This is a genomic window from Larkinella bovis, from assembly GCF_042655385.1.
Lineage (GTDB): Bacteria > Bacteroidota > Bacteroidia > Cytophagales > Spirosomataceae > Larkinella > Larkinella bovis.
Window position 1 is genome coordinate 417,097 of record NZ_JBHSMA010000003.1, and the last position, 15,427, is coordinate 432,523.

General features: G+C 53.8%; 15 protein-coding genes. 8 read left to right on the top strand and 7 right to left on the bottom strand.

Translation table 11 applies throughout. From position 1 onward, the window contains the following. Positions 1 to 62 precede the first annotated feature (62 nt). Entirely contained in the window at positions 63 to 1,367 is a 1,305-nt protein-coding gene (locus ACFPMF_RS12925) for a DUF5690 family protein (protein WP_379845418.1), read from the bottom strand. A 207-nt stretch (positions 1,368 to 1,574) separates the two neighbouring features. Here ACFPMF_RS12925 and ACFPMF_RS12930 point away from each other — a divergent pair, with 207 nt between their 5' ends. Further along, positions 1,575 to 2,132: a YqgE/AlgH family protein gene (locus ACFPMF_RS12930; protein ID WP_379845420.1), complete on the top strand. Its 558-nt coding sequence runs from the start codon at positions 1,575 to 1,577 to the stop codon at positions 2,130 to 2,132. A gap of 229 nt (positions 2,133 to 2,361) precedes the next feature. After that, complete coding sequence (locus ACFPMF_RS12935) at positions 2,362 to 2,949, top strand: porin family protein (protein WP_379845422.1); 588 nt, start codon at positions 2,362 to 2,364, stop codon at positions 2,947 to 2,949. 6 nt (positions 2,950 to 2,955) lie between these two features. On the opposite strand, the gene ACFPMF_RS12940 is transcribed toward ACFPMF_RS12935, so the two are convergent. Then, on the bottom strand, positions 2,956 to 3,867 hold the full coding sequence (locus ACFPMF_RS12940) for a metallophosphoesterase family protein (RefSeq protein ID WP_379845424.1): 912 nt from the start codon (positions 3,865 to 3,867) through the stop codon (positions 2,956 to 2,958). Between the two features lie 105 nt (positions 3,868 to 3,972). On the opposite strand from ACFPMF_RS12940, the gene ACFPMF_RS12945 reads away from it, so the two are divergent. Then, positions 3,973 to 4,503, top strand: coding sequence for a 3'-5' exonuclease (locus ACFPMF_RS12945; protein WP_379845426.1), 531 nt, complete (start codon positions 3,973 to 3,975; stop codon positions 4,501 to 4,503). 9 nt (positions 4,504 to 4,512) lie between these two features. Here the strand turns inward: ACFPMF_RS12945 and ACFPMF_RS12950 are convergent, their stop codons facing one another. Next, entirely contained in the window at positions 4,513 to 5,106 is a 594-nt protein-coding gene (locus ACFPMF_RS12950; protein ID WP_379845890.1) for a M15 family metallopeptidase, read from the bottom strand. A gap of 245 nt (positions 5,107 to 5,351) precedes the next feature. Between ACFPMF_RS12950 and ACFPMF_RS12955 the strand changes: the two genes are divergently transcribed. The 4 genes from ACFPMF_RS12955 (at position 5,352) to ACFPMF_RS12970 (ending at position 10,454) form a co-directional block, all read left to right on the top strand. Beyond that, positions 5,352 to 6,587 (top strand): nucleoside recognition domain-containing protein, encoded by a 1,236-nt coding sequence (locus tag ACFPMF_RS12955; protein ID WP_379845428.1) that lies wholly within the window; start codon positions 5,352 to 5,354, stop codon positions 6,585 to 6,587. A 59-nt stretch (positions 6,588 to 6,646) separates the two neighbouring features. Continuing rightward, positions 6,647 to 6,817 (top strand): hypothetical protein, encoded by a 171-nt coding sequence (locus ACFPMF_RS12960; protein ID WP_379845430.1) that lies wholly within the window; start codon positions 6,647 to 6,649, stop codon positions 6,815 to 6,817. 154 nt (positions 6,818 to 6,971) lie between these two features. Next, a complete protein-coding gene (locus ACFPMF_RS12965; RefSeq protein WP_379845432.1) occupies positions 6,972 to 9,968 on the top strand; it encodes a glycoside hydrolase family 3 N-terminal domain-containing protein in 2,997 nt (998 codons plus the stop codon). 33 nt (positions 9,969 to 10,001) lie between these two features. Beyond that, positions 10,002 to 10,454 (top strand): DinB family protein, encoded by a 453-nt coding sequence (locus ACFPMF_RS12970; RefSeq protein ID WP_379845434.1) that lies wholly within the window; start codon positions 10,002 to 10,004, stop codon positions 10,452 to 10,454. A 6-nt stretch (positions 10,455 to 10,460) separates the two neighbouring features. Here ACFPMF_RS12970 and ACFPMF_RS12975 read toward each other — a convergent pair whose 3' ends face one another. Continuing rightward, positions 10,461 to 10,898: an ester cyclase gene (locus ACFPMF_RS12975; protein ID WP_379845436.1), complete on the bottom strand. Its 438-nt coding sequence runs from the start codon at positions 10,896 to 10,898 to the stop codon at positions 10,461 to 10,463. 71 nt (positions 10,899 to 10,969) lie between these two features. Further along, positions 10,970 to 11,545, bottom strand: coding sequence for a Crp/Fnr family transcriptional regulator (locus ACFPMF_RS12980; RefSeq protein WP_379845438.1), 576 nt, complete (start codon positions 11,543 to 11,545; stop codon positions 10,970 to 10,972). A gap of 271 nt (positions 11,546 to 11,816) precedes the next feature. On the opposite strand from ACFPMF_RS12980, the gene ACFPMF_RS12985 reads away from it, so the two are divergent. Then, the gene (locus tag ACFPMF_RS12985; RefSeq protein WP_379845440.1) at positions 11,817 to 12,452 is read left to right on the top strand and encodes a hypothetical protein; all 636 of its coding nucleotides are present in this window, start codon (positions 11,817 to 11,819) and stop codon (positions 12,450 to 12,452) included. A gap of 5 nt (positions 12,453 to 12,457) precedes the next feature. Here ACFPMF_RS12985 and ACFPMF_RS12990 read toward each other — a convergent pair whose 3' ends face one another. Next, on the bottom strand, positions 12,458 to 13,786 hold the full coding sequence (locus ACFPMF_RS12990) for a sensor histidine kinase (RefSeq protein ID WP_379845442.1): 1,329 nt from the start codon (positions 13,784 to 13,786) through the stop codon (positions 12,458 to 12,460). Positions 13,787 to 13,789: 3 nt separating this feature from the next. Continuing rightward, on the bottom strand, positions 13,790 to 15,175 hold the full coding sequence (locus ACFPMF_RS12995; protein ID WP_379845444.1) for a sigma-54-dependent transcriptional regulator: 1,386 nt from the start codon (positions 15,173 to 15,175) through the stop codon (positions 13,790 to 13,792). Positions 15,176 to 15,427 lie beyond the last annotated feature (252 nt).

Here is a 15,427-nt window from a genome sequence, read left to right on the forward strand (position 1 = left end):
TAGCGGAGTTCAGTGAAGAAAAGGGAGGTAAGCAGAAGGTTCTGTTTACCTCCCTTTTTTGGCTATATTGCCGGGCGGCCCGGGTTGATGCTCTCTGCCAGACGCTGCGAAACAACGCTTTTATATTTCCGCTGAAAATAGCCGAACGAAACCACGACCAAAATCCCGTAGACGATAGCGACGATATACGCCGAGTACACAAAGAAATCGAGAAAACTGATGTTCGGCTGGCCGAAGTTTTTGTAGAGAGTCACCGCCACACTGCCCATGTAGCCGTAAAAATCGGCCAGCGTCACGATAAAACCGACCGTGCTCACGTACCGGAACGACGCCACCAGCCGCTCGAAATATAACCCGTTGCAGGGTACGTAAGCCCCGTACAAACCCAGGCCGACGAGCGTAAACCAGGCCCCCGGGGCCAGCGATCCCTGCTGAAAAAACCAGGTACTGACCCCAATCAGGACGGCTGCCAGCAGCATGACGATGTTGATCAGCCGAAACGCCAGAAAGTTGTCTTTCACCCCTTGCAAGGCCCCCATGACCACCAGAATGCCGACGGCAACGATTGTTTCCGTTTTCGTAAAAACCGCCGGATTGGATATGCCGACCGCCGAGAGAATTTCGGGCGCGAAGTTGTCGCGGAAGTCGCGGAGGGCCGACAGCAGGACGTACGAGACGATGAGCGTCGTCAGGCCGACCGAGAAGGTTTGTAGAAAGTGACGCCGTTCGGGCTGGTTCATGGGTTGGCGCTCGGTTCGCAGAGCGCGGTCTTCGGCCGACGGCGCGGGGAGCCGCGTCATCATCCAGACCGACAGCAGCAGCGGGACCACAAACAGCAGACCGGTGACGAACGGGAGCCAGAATTCCGAAATCCCCCAGGCGGTTTTGATGGTCAGGGCGACGGTTTTGACAAAACCGGACGCGAAAATAAACGAAGCGGTGAGGCCCGCAACGAGGCCGTCGGTCTGGCGACGACCCTCCAGAAACCCGAGCATGATGCCGTAGACCATGCCCAGGGGCAGGCCGTTCAGGAACAGAAAAACGATGTTATAGGGCGGAGGTACCAGGGCAAAACCGAGCAAGGCCAGTTCCGACAGGCCGATAAACAGCAGGACATACATCGCCCGCTGACCCGGTTTCATTTCCGAAACCACCTTCACGCCGATTCGTTTAGAAACCGCATAGCCGAGCACCTGTGCCGTGATGAGCCAGATTTTGTAATTAATGCCGGCGTAGCTCATGCCTTCGAAAAGCACAGCCGTAATTCCCTTGCGGAATGCGTACATGCAGGCATACGTGCAAAACGCGGCTATACCGCCGAAAAGCACAAAGAGTACCGGATGGCGCAGGATCGATTTCGTGGTCATTCTGATCGGTTTGTTCACAAATTACATCAGATTTGTGAATATGGTCCATAATGGGACCTGAAAATCAAAATTCGGCCTCGGTCGGGGGAAAAGAGGATTTCTGGTATTAAGATTGTGTTATGGATATACGATAGGGATAGACTGAAATGGCGGTGCTATTCGGATATATTCCTTACATTCACCTTTATAGACCCGAATACAACCGATATGAGCGCGCAAACTATCACCAATGGCTGTTTGCTGATCGCGGAACCGTTTCTGGGCGATCCAAATTTTGAACGAAGTGTCGTGCTGGTGTGCGACCATAACGAGGAAGGGACGTTTGGTCTGGTGCTCAATCAGATTGCGCAGGTAAAATTGAACGATGTGCTGACCGACGAAATGTACCACGATTATTCGTTATACGTCGGCGGTCCGGTTCAGCAGAATACGCTGCATTATATTCACCGGCTGGGCCATACGCTGGAAGAATCCATCGAATTGCCAAACGGACTATACTGGAGCGGTAATTTCGATCGGCTGCGGCAACTGATCAATGCCGGGGCGGTGAAAGAAAACGACGTCCGGTTTTTTGTCGGTTATTCCGGCTGGTCGGGCGGACAGCTTGCCAACGAAATGGCCCAGAACTCCTGGATTGTCGCCCATGCCGATTCCAGCTTCATTTTCGATACCCCTTCCGACCAGTTCTGGCGGGGCATTCTGCGCCAGATGGGCGGGCAATACCGCGTGCTTTCGCACTACCCCGTCGATCCGCGATTGAATTGATCTTTTAGACGAGACAAGGGAGGTGAGACAAGAGAAGAAAGACAAACCCATGAATTAGCGGGAGCAGAACTCTTTCCTCTCTTGTCTCACCTCTCCTGTCTTTCTTAATTTTTGTGAAAATGCCCCGAAACTTCGGGCGATACCCGTAAGATAACTGAAATTCTCCCGTTATTTGTTGGGCGGTTCAACCGGCTTGCGCGAACCAATCGGTGTATTTACCCCAAACGGTATGTTGAAAATCAGATTCTTTCTACTTGGTGCGTTTTTATTCGCTTCTGTTTCTTCGTTTGCTCAGCTTCAGGGAGTATTTGGTCTAAAAGTGGGTGCCAGTTCGTCAAAAACCGCCCAGGAAGGCGTTACTCCCTATATTTCACGCTACAAAACCGCCTTTCATCTGGGCGGCATTTACCGCCTGCGCTACCACCGCTTCGTCGCCCAGCCCGAATTCTTACTGTCGGTCAAAGGGGGCACGTTCAAGCGCCTGGGGACCAATCCGCAGACGATTCGCAATAATTATAACTACCTGAGCTTGCCGTTGCTCCTGGGCTGGGTGCCCACCGAAGGGCTGGTGCTTCAGGCTGGCCCCGAGTTTAGCTACGCCCTCGATACGCCCAACGGTCCCGGCAAAAAACAGGATACCGGCATTGCCATCGGGGCCCACTACGATTTTCTGGATATGGCCGATCAGTTCAGTCTGCACCTGCGCTACATCTACGGGCTGAACAACGTGTCCAGCAACCCCATCGTCGAATACTATAACCGCACGTTTCAGGTGTCGGTTGTCTATAATTTTTACAAGAAGGGCAAAAAGAAATAGGCCGGTTCAATACGCTACGTAGGTTCGCTCCACCCAGCCATCGTCGAATAAATCAATGAGGGCGTATCCGGCGCGGGTGTGGTGGTAGGTGGAATGATCCCACCAGTCGCCACACAGGGCGCCGTTGTTCAGGTACGTCACGCCGTTGTAATCGACGCGATCAAGCAGGTGCGTATGACCGCTCAGGCAAACCTTTACGTTCGGGTGTTTGTGGAAAAGCTTGATGAGGTCGGTGGAATCGGTATGCATCAGGCCGCCCGAAATTTCCCGCCGACCATTTTTCTGAACTTTCCGGCCGTACAGCACAGTGGCCGCTAAAATGGGAATGTGCGACAGCACCAGAACCGGTTTTTGCCGGTCGGTTTTCCGGAGATCGGTTTCCAGCCAGTTGCGCTGCGACTCATCGAGTCGGGCCGTATACCAACCGCCTTCGGGCGTCGGCTGGGTGCTGTCCAGCACGATAAAATGCCAGCCGCTCTGGTCGAAGCTGTAATAGCGGTTCGGAAGCTGGAGCTGGTCCACCGCCCAGGCTTTGCCATACAGCGGATCTTTTTTCGAGCCGTTGTATCCCCAAACGTCATGATTCCCAATACAATGGTGCATGGGTAGCGAGTTTTCCTGTTGCAAAATCCGGTTCCAGACGTTCCATTGCCGCCGGACGGTTTCCTTGTTTCGGGAGAGCGCATCCATGATCGAATCACCGCCGTTCAGAATAAAAGCCGGACGGTCTTTCATCGCTTGCAGCCGGTGCAGACACATCGCCAGCGCGGCCTCGGCTTTCGGGCGCGGCATCATGTGGATGTCGGTCAGGTGAGCCAGGCGCAGCACCCGTTTTCGTTGGTACGGATTGACGCGTTCGACGGCGGGCAGGCCAGCCGTTAACAGCCCAAGGGACGAAAGTGCTTCGCGACGATTCATGGTGTAGGCAGGGCGGTTTGGGTCCGAGTATCCAGAGAAACGTATTTTGGGGCCGCATCTCCCGAAAAACTTACTGAAAAGGAAAAAATCGTATCTTGCAAAACGATGTTTTCAATTGTTGACGTAGAAACGACGGGCGGGATCGGGGGACCAACCCGTCTGACAGAAGTAGCGGTTTTTCGGTACGACGGAGCCGCGGTGGTCGATAGCTTTCACTCGCTGTTGAATCCGCACTGCCCGATTCCACCCTTTATAGCCCGCATGACCGGCATCACCGACGAAATGGTGCAGTCGGCTCCGGATTTTGCCGACGTGGCCCACGACATTGCCCGCGTGACGGAAGGGGCGGTTTTTGTGGCCCATAACGCACCCTTCGATTACGGTTTTCTGAAAAAAGAATTTACCTGGATTGGTTTGCCGTTCGAGCGCCACCGGCTCTGCACCGTCCAGCTCAGCCGCCGGATTTTTCCGGGATTACCGTCCTACAGCCTGGGGAAACTCTGCCGTTCGCTGCAAATTCCGGTCAATAACCGCCACCGCGCCCACGGTGATGCGGCCGCTACCGTCCAACTCTTCGAGCGGTTGTTGATGAATGATTTTCACGGGTTGATCAAAGCCCGGAAAGTTAGCGTTTAAAACACGCGATTATTCCACAATCTTGTATTGCTGCCGGGCTTCGGCCCGCGACAGGGCGTTGAAATGCCACCACTCGGTTTTGAGGGAAGAGAAGCCCGCTTTCTGCATGACCGAGCGCAGCAACCGCCGGTTTTCGACCTGTTTGCAGGTTAATTTGCCTTGTTTCAGTAAGTGGTCTTCTTTTTCGGGGTACGCCAGCTCGCCGAAGTAATCGAATTTTGTGCCCATGTCGAGCGGTTTTCCATCTTTCGTTGCGAGGGTCAGATCGACGGCGCAACCGAAATTATGCACCGAACCGTTGCGTGGGTTGGACACGTATTTGCCGCGTTCGCTGACGGGCAGATGGCTCAGGGTTTTCCACAAATCCCACTGCGCCGAGCGGGGCCGGGTAGCGTCGTAGACCAGAAGCCGGAGGTTGGGCTGGCGTTTCTGTAGCTCCTGACTGGCTTTGGCGAGCTTTTGGGCGGCCATGGGTTGCAAATACGCCCGTGTCAGATCGCCGTAGACGTCTTTCCCGACAAAATTATCCGTAGTCGAATACTTCAGTTCCACCAGAATCGTCGGGTCGGTTTGCTGGATATCCACCAGTCCCTGCCGGATCATAGCCTGCTCCAGTTTGCCCTGCGCCTGAAGGACTTGAGGGAGTAACAAACACAAAAAAAACGGATAGCTCATTTGTTTTTAAACTCCGCTCAACTCTATTTACCTCCGCTCAACTTCGCGATATAATCTTTTAACTAGTTTCGCAGAGCTTAGCGGAGGTAAATAGAGTTGAGCGGAGAGTATATTGTTCGTTGCGAAATAACGAAAAAGCCGCTATTTTGCTACGAATATTGTGTCCCCGTACTATGGCCCTGAACTACATTTGGGTAGCTTTTTTTCTGATTGCCTTTCTGATTGCGCTCTTTAAGCTGATTTTTCTGGGCGACACCGAAATCTTCAAAACCATTGTTGAGGGCCTGTTCGATTCGTCCAAAGTGGCGGTCATGGATATTGCCCTGCCGCTGGCGGGCGTCATGACGTTTTTTCTGGGTCTGCTGAACATCGGTGAGAAAGCCGGTGCGATCAATTTTCTGGCCCGGATTATTGGTCCGTTTTTCAACAAACTCTTCCCGGAAGTTCCGAAAAACCACCCGGCCAACGGCCAGATGATCATGAATTTTTCGGCCAACATGCTCGGTCTGGACAACGCGGCCACACCCTTTGGCCTGAAAGCCATGCAGAGTTTGCAGGAACTGAACCCGCAGAAAGATACGGCCTCGAACGCCCAGATTATGTTTCTGGTGCTGCACACCTCGGGCCTGACCATCATTCCGTTGGGGATTATGGCGCAGCGGGCCATTCTGGGGGCTAAAGACCCTTCCGACATTTTCATTCCCTGTCTGATCGGGACTTACGTCGCCACCGTTTTCAGTATGTTCATCGTGGCGCTGAGGCAACGTATCAATCTGTTTAACAGCCTGGTGATGGGCTGGCTCGGCGGTATAACGGCTTTTCTGGTACTAGCCTTGTGGTATTTGTCGTCACTGCCGAAAGAGGAAATCGAGCAGGTGTCTAAAGTAGTCGGTAACGTGACCCTGTTTGTAATCATCGTCGCGTTTCTGCTGGGGGCCCTGCGGAAGAAAGTCGATATTTTCGATGCGTTTATCGAAGGCGCTAAGGGCGGTTTTGAAACCTCGGTCCGGATTATTCCGTACCTGGTCGGAATGCTGGTCGCCATTGGTGCGTTGCGCAACTCCGGCGCGATGGCCTACATCGTCGATGGCATGAAATACGTTATCGGCCTGACGGGCGTCAATACGGATTTTACGGACGCCCTCCCGGTGGCCCTGATGCGACCCCTGAGCGGGAGCGCGTCGCGGGCGCTGATGATCGATGCCATGAAGGAATTCGGACCGGATTCGTTCGTAGGCCGCTTATCCTGTATTTTCCAGGGCGCGGCCGACACCACGTTTTACATTGTGGCGCTCTATTTTGGCTCTGTCGGAATCAAGAAAACGCGGTATGCCATCGTCGCCGGTCTGATCGCCGATCTGGCGGGGGTCATCGCCGGAATTGCGCTGGGGTACTTCTTTTTTCACTGAAAGCAACAGTAGCAACAGCATCCGGGTTTATTTTTGTTGCTTATTAACCTGCGTAACCTATGAATATCGACCAAATACGTGAACAATTGCACCGGCTGATCGACGAAGTGGACGATATCTACGTGCTGAACGGTCTGTACCGCAACCTGTCGGCTGAAAAACGCCATCGCGAAGCGTACGAGAAAGAACAGCGCGAGAAAGGACAGACCGCCAGAAACCGGAAAAAATAGCCGCTGAATCGCGGATTTAGTGGAACCCATCCCAAATGCGCTTGGTATCTGATCGGCCGGAACGGGCTGGTCTGGTAGTGGATTTGAAACTCGTTTTTAAGCCATTTTAGCCTCTCTTTTTGTTACTTTTGTGTAACTAACGAATCCGTCGCTTATGTCGTTGTCTGTCCGTCAGCGTTTGCTGGCTTGCACGCTTTCCGTTTTATTTCTCATTCAAACGGCTCATTCGCAGGTCTTTCCTTCGTTTCTGAAAGCCAATCCACGCTGGGTTGATTCGGTTTTCAATGCCCTGACGCCCGACCAGCGGATTTCGCAACTCATCATGGTGGCCGGTTTTTCGAACCGGACCAAAGAATATGAGGATTCGCTGATGGCGCTGGTGAAGACCTACCAGATTGGCGGTATCGTCTTCTTCCAGGGTGGCCCGATCCGGCAGGCCCGGCTGATCAACCGGCTGCAAACCGTTACCAACGTGCCGATGCTGGTGGCGCTCGACGGCGAATGGGGCCTGGGCATGCGGCTTGACAGCACGGTGCGGTTTCCGTATCAGATGACGATGGGCGCCATTCAGGACCGCGACGACCTGATTTATAAAATGGGCGCGGCTGTGGCCCGTCAGAGCCGGCGGATGGGAATTCACATCAATTTTGCCCCCGTCGCCGATGTCAATAACAATCCGAACAACCCGGTTATTAATTTCCGATCGTTTGGCGAAGACAAGGAGGCCGTGGCCCGCAAGGCGCTGGCCTACATGAAGGGAATGCAGGACAACGGCTTGCTGACCTCCCTCAAACATTTTCCCGGCCACGGCGATACGGGCACGGATTCACACTATGATCTGCCGCTGATTTCGAAAAACCGCCAGGAACTGGAACAACTGGAACTGTATCCGTTCCGGAAACTGATCGACGCGGGCGCAGCGGGGGTGATGATCGCTCACCTGAACATTCCGGCCCTGGATTCGACGCCTAACCTGCCCAGTACGCTTTCGCGCCGGGTGGTTACCGATTTACTGAAAAATGAACTGGGTTTCGGGGGGCTGATTTATTCCGACGCCATGAACATGAAAGGCGTCACGAAGTATTTTCCGTCCGGGATTGCCGACCGGATGGGCCTCGAAGCGGGCATGGATGTGCTGGAATACACGCTTGATATTCCGCGCGCCATCGCCGAAGTGAAACAGGCCGTGGCCGACGGACGGCTTTCGCAGGCTGATATCGACGCTCGGTGCCGTAAAGTGCTGGCCGCCAAAGCCTGGGTGGGGCTGGATCGTTACAAACCGGTCAACCTGATGAACCTCATTCGGGATCTGAACGAACCGGAATCGAACCTCATCAATCGGCTGCTGACGGAAGAAGCCCTGACGGTCCTGAAAAATGACAAGGAGCCGTCCGGCGAACCGCTGCTTCCGTTGCTGAACCTGGAAACCAAACGAATTGCGTCGGTTTCGCTGGATGCGAGCGAAAAAACGTCGTTTCAGAAAATGCTTGCCAATTACACGGATGTCAAGTCGTTTCATATAGCCGCCACAACGGCGGACACGACGATCGAGCGGATTCGGACCGAGTTGAAAGACTATGACGTGCTCCTGGTGGGGGTGCATCTCAGCAACATTCGTCCGGCGGTGCAGTACGGGGTCACGCCCAAAACCGTCGCTTTGCTGAAAGAATTGTGCGAAACCGGGAAAGCGGTCGTGTCGGTTTTTGGAAATCCGTATGCCCTGAACAAACTCGAAGGACTGGACCGGGCGCGGGGGTTGATCATGGCGTATCAATTAACCTCGTTTACGGAAGAACTGGCCGTCCAGCTTATTTTTGGCGCGATTCCGGCGAGGGGCAAACTGCCCGTGACGGTGAACGGGCAGTACAAACTGAACGACGGGATTGCCACCTCCTCGATTGGTCGGCTGAAATACACGATTCCGGAAGAAGTGGGCGTCGATTCGTATTTCCTGACGGCCAGAATCGATTCGCTGATGCAGCTGGCCCTGGAGCAGAAAGCGACGCCGGGGGGTGTGGTGGAGATGGCAAAAGACGGCAAGGTCATTTTCCGGAAAGCCTACGGCATGCATACCTATGAGGGGTTGACGCCCACGAAAGAAGACGATTTGTTCGATCTGGCGTCCGTGACCAAAGTGAGCACCTCGACCCTGGCGTTGATGCGGCTGGTCGATGAGGGCAAGTTTGATTTGAATAAAACCATGGGCGATTACCTGCCGTCGTTCAAACATTCAAACAAAGCCGATCTGGTCTGGCGCGATGTGCTGACCCACCAGGCCGGTTTGAAGGCGTTTATTCCTTTCTATCTGGAGGTCAAAAATCCCGACGGAACCTGGAAGGAAAAGACCTTCAGCGAGGAAAAACACGGGCCGTACAAGGTGGAGATTACGGACAAGCTGTTTATGCACAAGAAATTCCGGAAAACCATTTTCGAGCAGATCCGGGATTCGCCGGTGAGCGCCAAAAAAGAGTACGTATATAGCGATTTGTCGTTCATGTTATACCCGCAGATCGTGGAGAAGATGACCCATCAGACGTTTGAGGACTATCTGAAGGAGAATATTTACCAACCGCTGGGCGCTACTACGCTGACTTTCAATCCGATGAGGTTTTATCCCCTGCCGCGCATGGTACCGACGGAGTATGATTCGGTATTTCGCAAGACGTTGGTTTGGGGTCGCGTACACGACGAAGGGGCGTCCATGCTCGGCGGAGTGTCGGGCCATGCCGGTTTGTTCGGAAGTTCCAACGACCTGCTGAAACTGGCGCAGATGTACCTACAGAAAGGCTATTACGGGGGGAAACAGTTTATCAGTCCGCAAACGGTGACGGAATTTACGCGGTACCAGTTTCCCGAAAAAGGCAGCCGGCGGGGGATCGGTTTCGACAAACCGACGTTCAAGTATTCGGGCAATGCCCCCAGATACGCCAGTCCGCAGAGCTTCGGCCACTCGGGCTTTACGGGAACGTTCATCTGGGTGGATCCGCAGTACAATATCTCGTACGTATTCATGTCGAACCGGGTTTACCCCAGTCGGAGCCATACCAAACTTCTTTCCCTGAATATTCGCACTGGCGTCGCCGACGCGTTGTACGAAGCCATCCTCCGGGGGCCGAACTCCAACGTGGCGACCATTCTGGCCACACCGTAAAAACCGGGCGTTGAACCTTTAACCGTTGAAGGGATGAAAAATTACCTGTTGCGTCTGTTTGACTACGAACAATGGGCCAACCGGGCCATCATTGATGCCCTGGACAGCGTTGCCAATCCGCCCCAGCGGGCCGTTGAGCTGATGGGCCATGTACTGTCGGCGCAACAGGTCTGGATGTCGCGGTTGACGGGTGAAATCAGTTACGTTGCTGTTTGGGAGGACATTCCGATTGCGTGGATGGGCGAAACCTCCGACCGGAATTTTCTGCGGTTAAAAAGTTTTCTGGAAAGCGAATCCGAGGAAAACCTGACCCGAACAATCGCCTACAAAACCTCAGCGGGCGAACCGTTCGAAAGTTCGTTGATCGACATTTTGCTCCACCTGAGTCACCACGCGGCTTACCACCGGGGGCAGGTCGTTCAGTTGATCCGTCCGCAGCTCACCGAAGCGCCAAAAACCGATTTCATTTTCTGGGCGCGCGCCTGACGGTTTTCAGGAAATCAAGCCCAGTTGGCGCATCAGAGCTAATTCGTCGGTCAGCCGCCAGTGCTCGGCGATTTTGCCGTCGCGAATCCGCTCAATATTAATCTGCGCTACCTCTACCGTTCGGTTCGTCGGCGGAATCCCGAAGAAATCGCCGGTTTGGGTGCCGCTCATCACAACCCGGGCAACCACGTTATTGGGTGTAACGATCAGATCCTGAATGGTATACTGTAAGTCCGGGAACGCATGGCGCATGGCGGCCACAATCGGTTTCAACCCCGCCGGACCGGGTTGCGGATTGGGAATGCTGGCTGAGTGGTTGCGATAATCCGCGGTCAGCAGGTTGTCTAAAGAGTCGAGATCACCCTCGTTCCAGACGGCCTTGAAATACGTTTCGATCAATTGCTGGTTGTGATGAATCGCCGGAAAGTCGGTTTGTGTCGTCATGGTTTTGCGTTGTTTGACAGGCACAAAAGTCCATCGATGCCGGGCCAATTTCATGCACCCGGGTTAATAAATCACCGGACCAGCAATCTTTTTCGAATCCGGCTGAGTGATTGCGGTTTGACACCAACGTAGGACGCAATGTAGTATTGGGGCAGGCGCTGGACCAGATCCGGGAAGTGGTGCAGAAAATTCAAATACCGTTTTTCCGGGCTGTCGGTGTATTGCGACGTCAGTTGATGAATGACCTCGGCGTAGTTTTTTTCCATCAGCAGCCGCCCAAACCGCTCTCCATCCTTCACCTGCTGGTAGAACCTCTGCAACTGCTCGTACGAAATCACCAGCAATTCCGTTGGCTCGGTGGCCTGAATGATTTTGGCGGAAGGTTGTTGCTGGAAGAAACTCAGGTAATTGCACACAAAATCGCCCTCCCGGCCAAAATTATATGTAATTTCCTCGCCGTCGCGGTTGTAAAAATACCGTAGAACGCCTTGGGTGACCAGGCCCAGGTGCCGGCAGACCTCGCCTTCAAGCAGCCAGTAATCGTTCTTTTCCAGAATTTTTTTTCGGAATAATTCCCCGATCAGGCGCTGGTCTGATTCGGTCAATTCGATGTACCGGCCAATGGCCTGAATCAACTCCGCCTTCATGCTGAAAGATTATTCTGAACAAGATCTGCGCTGCCAGCGCGTTCGATCATTTGCCTGGTTTCCAAAAGTAATGCAAATCCGGATTTTCTTTATCTTCTTACGCTGGCGCTGCGACCCTGAGGTGACGGTTTATTACCGGCACGCTTTGTCCCTTTTGGGCCAGAAACTGGTGAGGGCTGGTGTGCCGTTTGCTAAACAAACGGCGGGCAGAAGGTCAGGATACGGTAATTTAGTGTACAGTACATTCCCTAAACGAGACGTTGTTCACAGTATGAAAAAACTTTCTTTATTTCTGCTCCTCGTTCTGGCCGGTTTCTGCTGGGGTTGTAAAAAGGATTCAGAAGCCGAACCATCCGTTCCCATCAAACAGCATGACATTGCCGTAGAATCCATCATTGGTACCACTACGGGGGGAATTACGCCCAGCCGTAAGGGTTTTATTAATCTGGCCGATGGAGTGGCCTACTCTCAGCCGGAAGCGATTGCGAATTCGGATAAGGTTGATTTTGCCTATAATTACCGGGGCGGAGGATGTTCCACCTGTCGTTTCTTTGAAAATGTAAAATCGATGTCGACGCGAACGGGCTATGTCAGTCAGTTCAGTACCCTTACGGATTCACGGCTTTCCAATGTTGAGCAGCAAAAAAAGTTTACCGTTGCGGCTTTTGATTCGATTGCAACCGTAGCGGATTTTGACCAGTTTGTGCAGCGTTATGCCCTGAAAACGGATCAGTATTATACAACGGCGGACGTGACAAACCGGGTCAGTGACCTGGCGGTTGGACGGGTGTTCGGGTTCGTTGATAAGAACGGCAAACACGGACTTTTTAAAATTGGCAATTACACGGCCAGCGTGCCAACCGGCGACCGGGCGGCTTTAACGATTACGGTGAAGATAAAACCGTAAAATCGTCAGAAGATCATCGAAAACGTGCTGCCCTGTCCGGGTGTTGATGTTACTTTCAACTGGCCGTTGTGGAGCTGCATGATTTGCCGCGAGAGACTCAGCCCGATGCCGGAACCGGTTTTTTTGGTGGTGTAAAACGGGATAAAAATCTTCTCGATGGCTTCCGGTTCAATGCCCGGCCCGTTGTCGGTGACGTAGATAATCAGGCGGTTGTCCTGGTTTTTGACCTCAATTTTGAGCTTCGGTTTGCGTTGCCCTTCCAGGATTTCCATTGCATTTTTAATCAGGTTGATCAGCACCATTTCAATCTGCCCGGCGTCGGCAAAAATCATCAGGTAGGAGGGCACGGGCGGAGCCTGCAGGATGATATGCCGCTGCTGCAACTCGGTTTGTACAAGCGCCAGCACGTTTCTGATCAGGTTTTCGACGGAAATTTCGGCCAGGCGCGGCTGCGGAATCGCCGTGAAGTTTCGGTAGGCATCGACAAACCGCATGATGCCCCGGCCCCGGTGTTCGATGGTCGTCAGGGCTTCGCGCAGGTCGTTGACGGCTTCTTCGTCGGCCCCGGCCAGTTCCGTGTTCACAATCTGTTGCATGGTGCCCACCAGCGAGACAATCGGCGTCACGGAGTTCATGATTTCGTGGCGCAATACTTTCGTCAGGTTTTGCCAGGCTTCCAGCTCCTTTTGCTGCAATTCCGTCCGAATGTTCTGAATCGACGCTACCGTTACCGGCCGGCCGCGCAGACTCACCGTGGCGCACCGCACCGACAGTTCCTGTTCCGAATTGGTCTGGTAAATGGCGGGGGTGCTGCTCGGCGTCGCCGTCAGAAGGTCGTATAAACCGGCATGAACCGACTGAAGGTCCGACAGGTTCCGAAGCCGGTAAATGCCCAGCAACCGCAAAGCCGCCTGGTTGCTCATCTCGACGTTGCCGGCCAAATCGAACGAAATCAGCCCGACACTGACCTGCTGGACAATGGTGTTCAGGTAGTGCAGATTGGCTTCTTTTTCGGCCCGGGCCTGCCGAAACGCTTCCAGCACTTCGTTGAACTGCTGGTTCAATTCCTTGAAGCTCGGCCCGAGTTCATTGTCGGCTTTGAAGGCCACGGCAAAATCCGAGTACCGCACAGACTCCATAAACCGGGTTAATTTCCGGTTGAGGCTGGTGATATACCGGTGTAGGTTGGCGGTTTGAATCGTCAGTAAAATAATACCGACGCCGACGAGCAACGACCGGCTGGTCGGAACCGTCCACCAGGCATAGGCAATCAGCAGGCAGGTAACCAGAATAATCGCAATCCGTATAAAAAGCCCCGTGGCGAATCGTTTCATACCTTAAATTCCGTATTTCTCCAGCCGCCGGTATAGGGCCTGACGCGAAAGCCCCAGTTCGCGGGCAATATCGGTAATGTTGCCGTGATACTTTTGCATGGCCTGCTGAATCATCTTTTTTTCCATATCCTCGATCTGAAGGTTTTCCTGAAACGGCAACTCCCGGTCGGTCGGAATGGCCGCCGGCGTATTCGCGCCAAAATAGAAATCCTCCGGTTCGAGCACGTTGCCCTGCGCCAGAATCACCGCCCGTTCAATGGCGTGCTGCAACTCCCGGACGTTGCCCGGCCAGCGGTATTGCTGCAACTGCCGTGCCAGTGCCGGACTGATGGAAGCTACTTTCCGGTTATATTGCTTGCGGTATTGCTTCAGAAAATGGTCGGCCAGCGGAATGATGTCTTCGGGCCGCTCGCGCAGGGGCGGAATATGAATTTCGATCGTATTGATCCGGTACAGCAAATCCTGCCGGAACGAACGGTCGCTGACGTGCTGGTAGATCGGTGAATTGGTGGCGCATATCAGCCGGACGTCGATGTTTTTCGGTTTGTTGGAACCCACCCGCGTTACGACCCGCTGCTGCAGCACCGTCAGCAATTTGGCCTGTTGCGGGAGCGAAATATTACCAATTTCGTCCAGGAATATCGTACCACCCTGCGCTTCTTCAAACCGCCCGGCCCGGTCTTCGCGGGCGTCGGTGAATGCGCCCTTGACGTGACCGAACAACTCACTCTCGAACAGACTGTCGCTCAACGCGCCCAGATCGACGCTCACAAACGGTTTGTCGCGCCGGAGCGACCGCTGGTGCAGGGCGCGGGCCACCACATCTTTCCCGGTTCCGTTTTCGCCCAGAATCAGCACGTTGGCGTCCGTTTCGGCCACGCGTTCGATGGTCGCAAAAACCTGCCGCATCGCCGGGCTAACGGCAATGGGCGCCGTTCCGGTGGCCTTCGCATGCTGGGTTGGCGCTGTGGCGGAAACCGCTGCCCCGTTCGGCCCTTTGGCCGCCTGTCCCGCGCTTCCTTCCAGTGCGCTATGCAGCGTGGCCAGCAATTTGTCGTTTTCCCAGGGTTTCAGCACGAAATCCCGGGCCCCGGATTTGATGGCCCGAACTGCCATTTCGACATCCCCGTAGGCCGTAATCAGCACCACGGCCGTGGTCGGTTTAATATCCAGAATGCGATCCAGCCACAAAAACCCTTCGCGACCGCTGCTGTTGTCACGCTGGAAATTCATGTCGAGCAGCACGAGATCGTAGTTGCCGTTGGTGATCAGAAACGGAATCCGTTCGGGATTCTTTTCAATATCAACCTGGGGGTAATGGCGTTTGAGCAGAAGTTTGGCCGCACTCAGCACATCGACATCGTCGTCGATAATCAGGATTTTCGACATAAAATTTTTCAGTACAGCGGGATGAACCGCCGGGTTTATCAGCCAGGAATACGATTTATGGCCTAAAGATAGACAGTCCGTTGCAACGCTGCAAAAAGGCTTGCAGCGACGGTTTTGGCCCGAAAGATACAGCCTTTTTGTCCGTGTCCGGTTTCGGACAAAATTTGTCCGCATGTGGACAGGAAAATGAGTTTAAATCGGCTGTAAGTTATTGATTGTCAAGGGTGGTAAATTACTGGCACGTCAATTGGC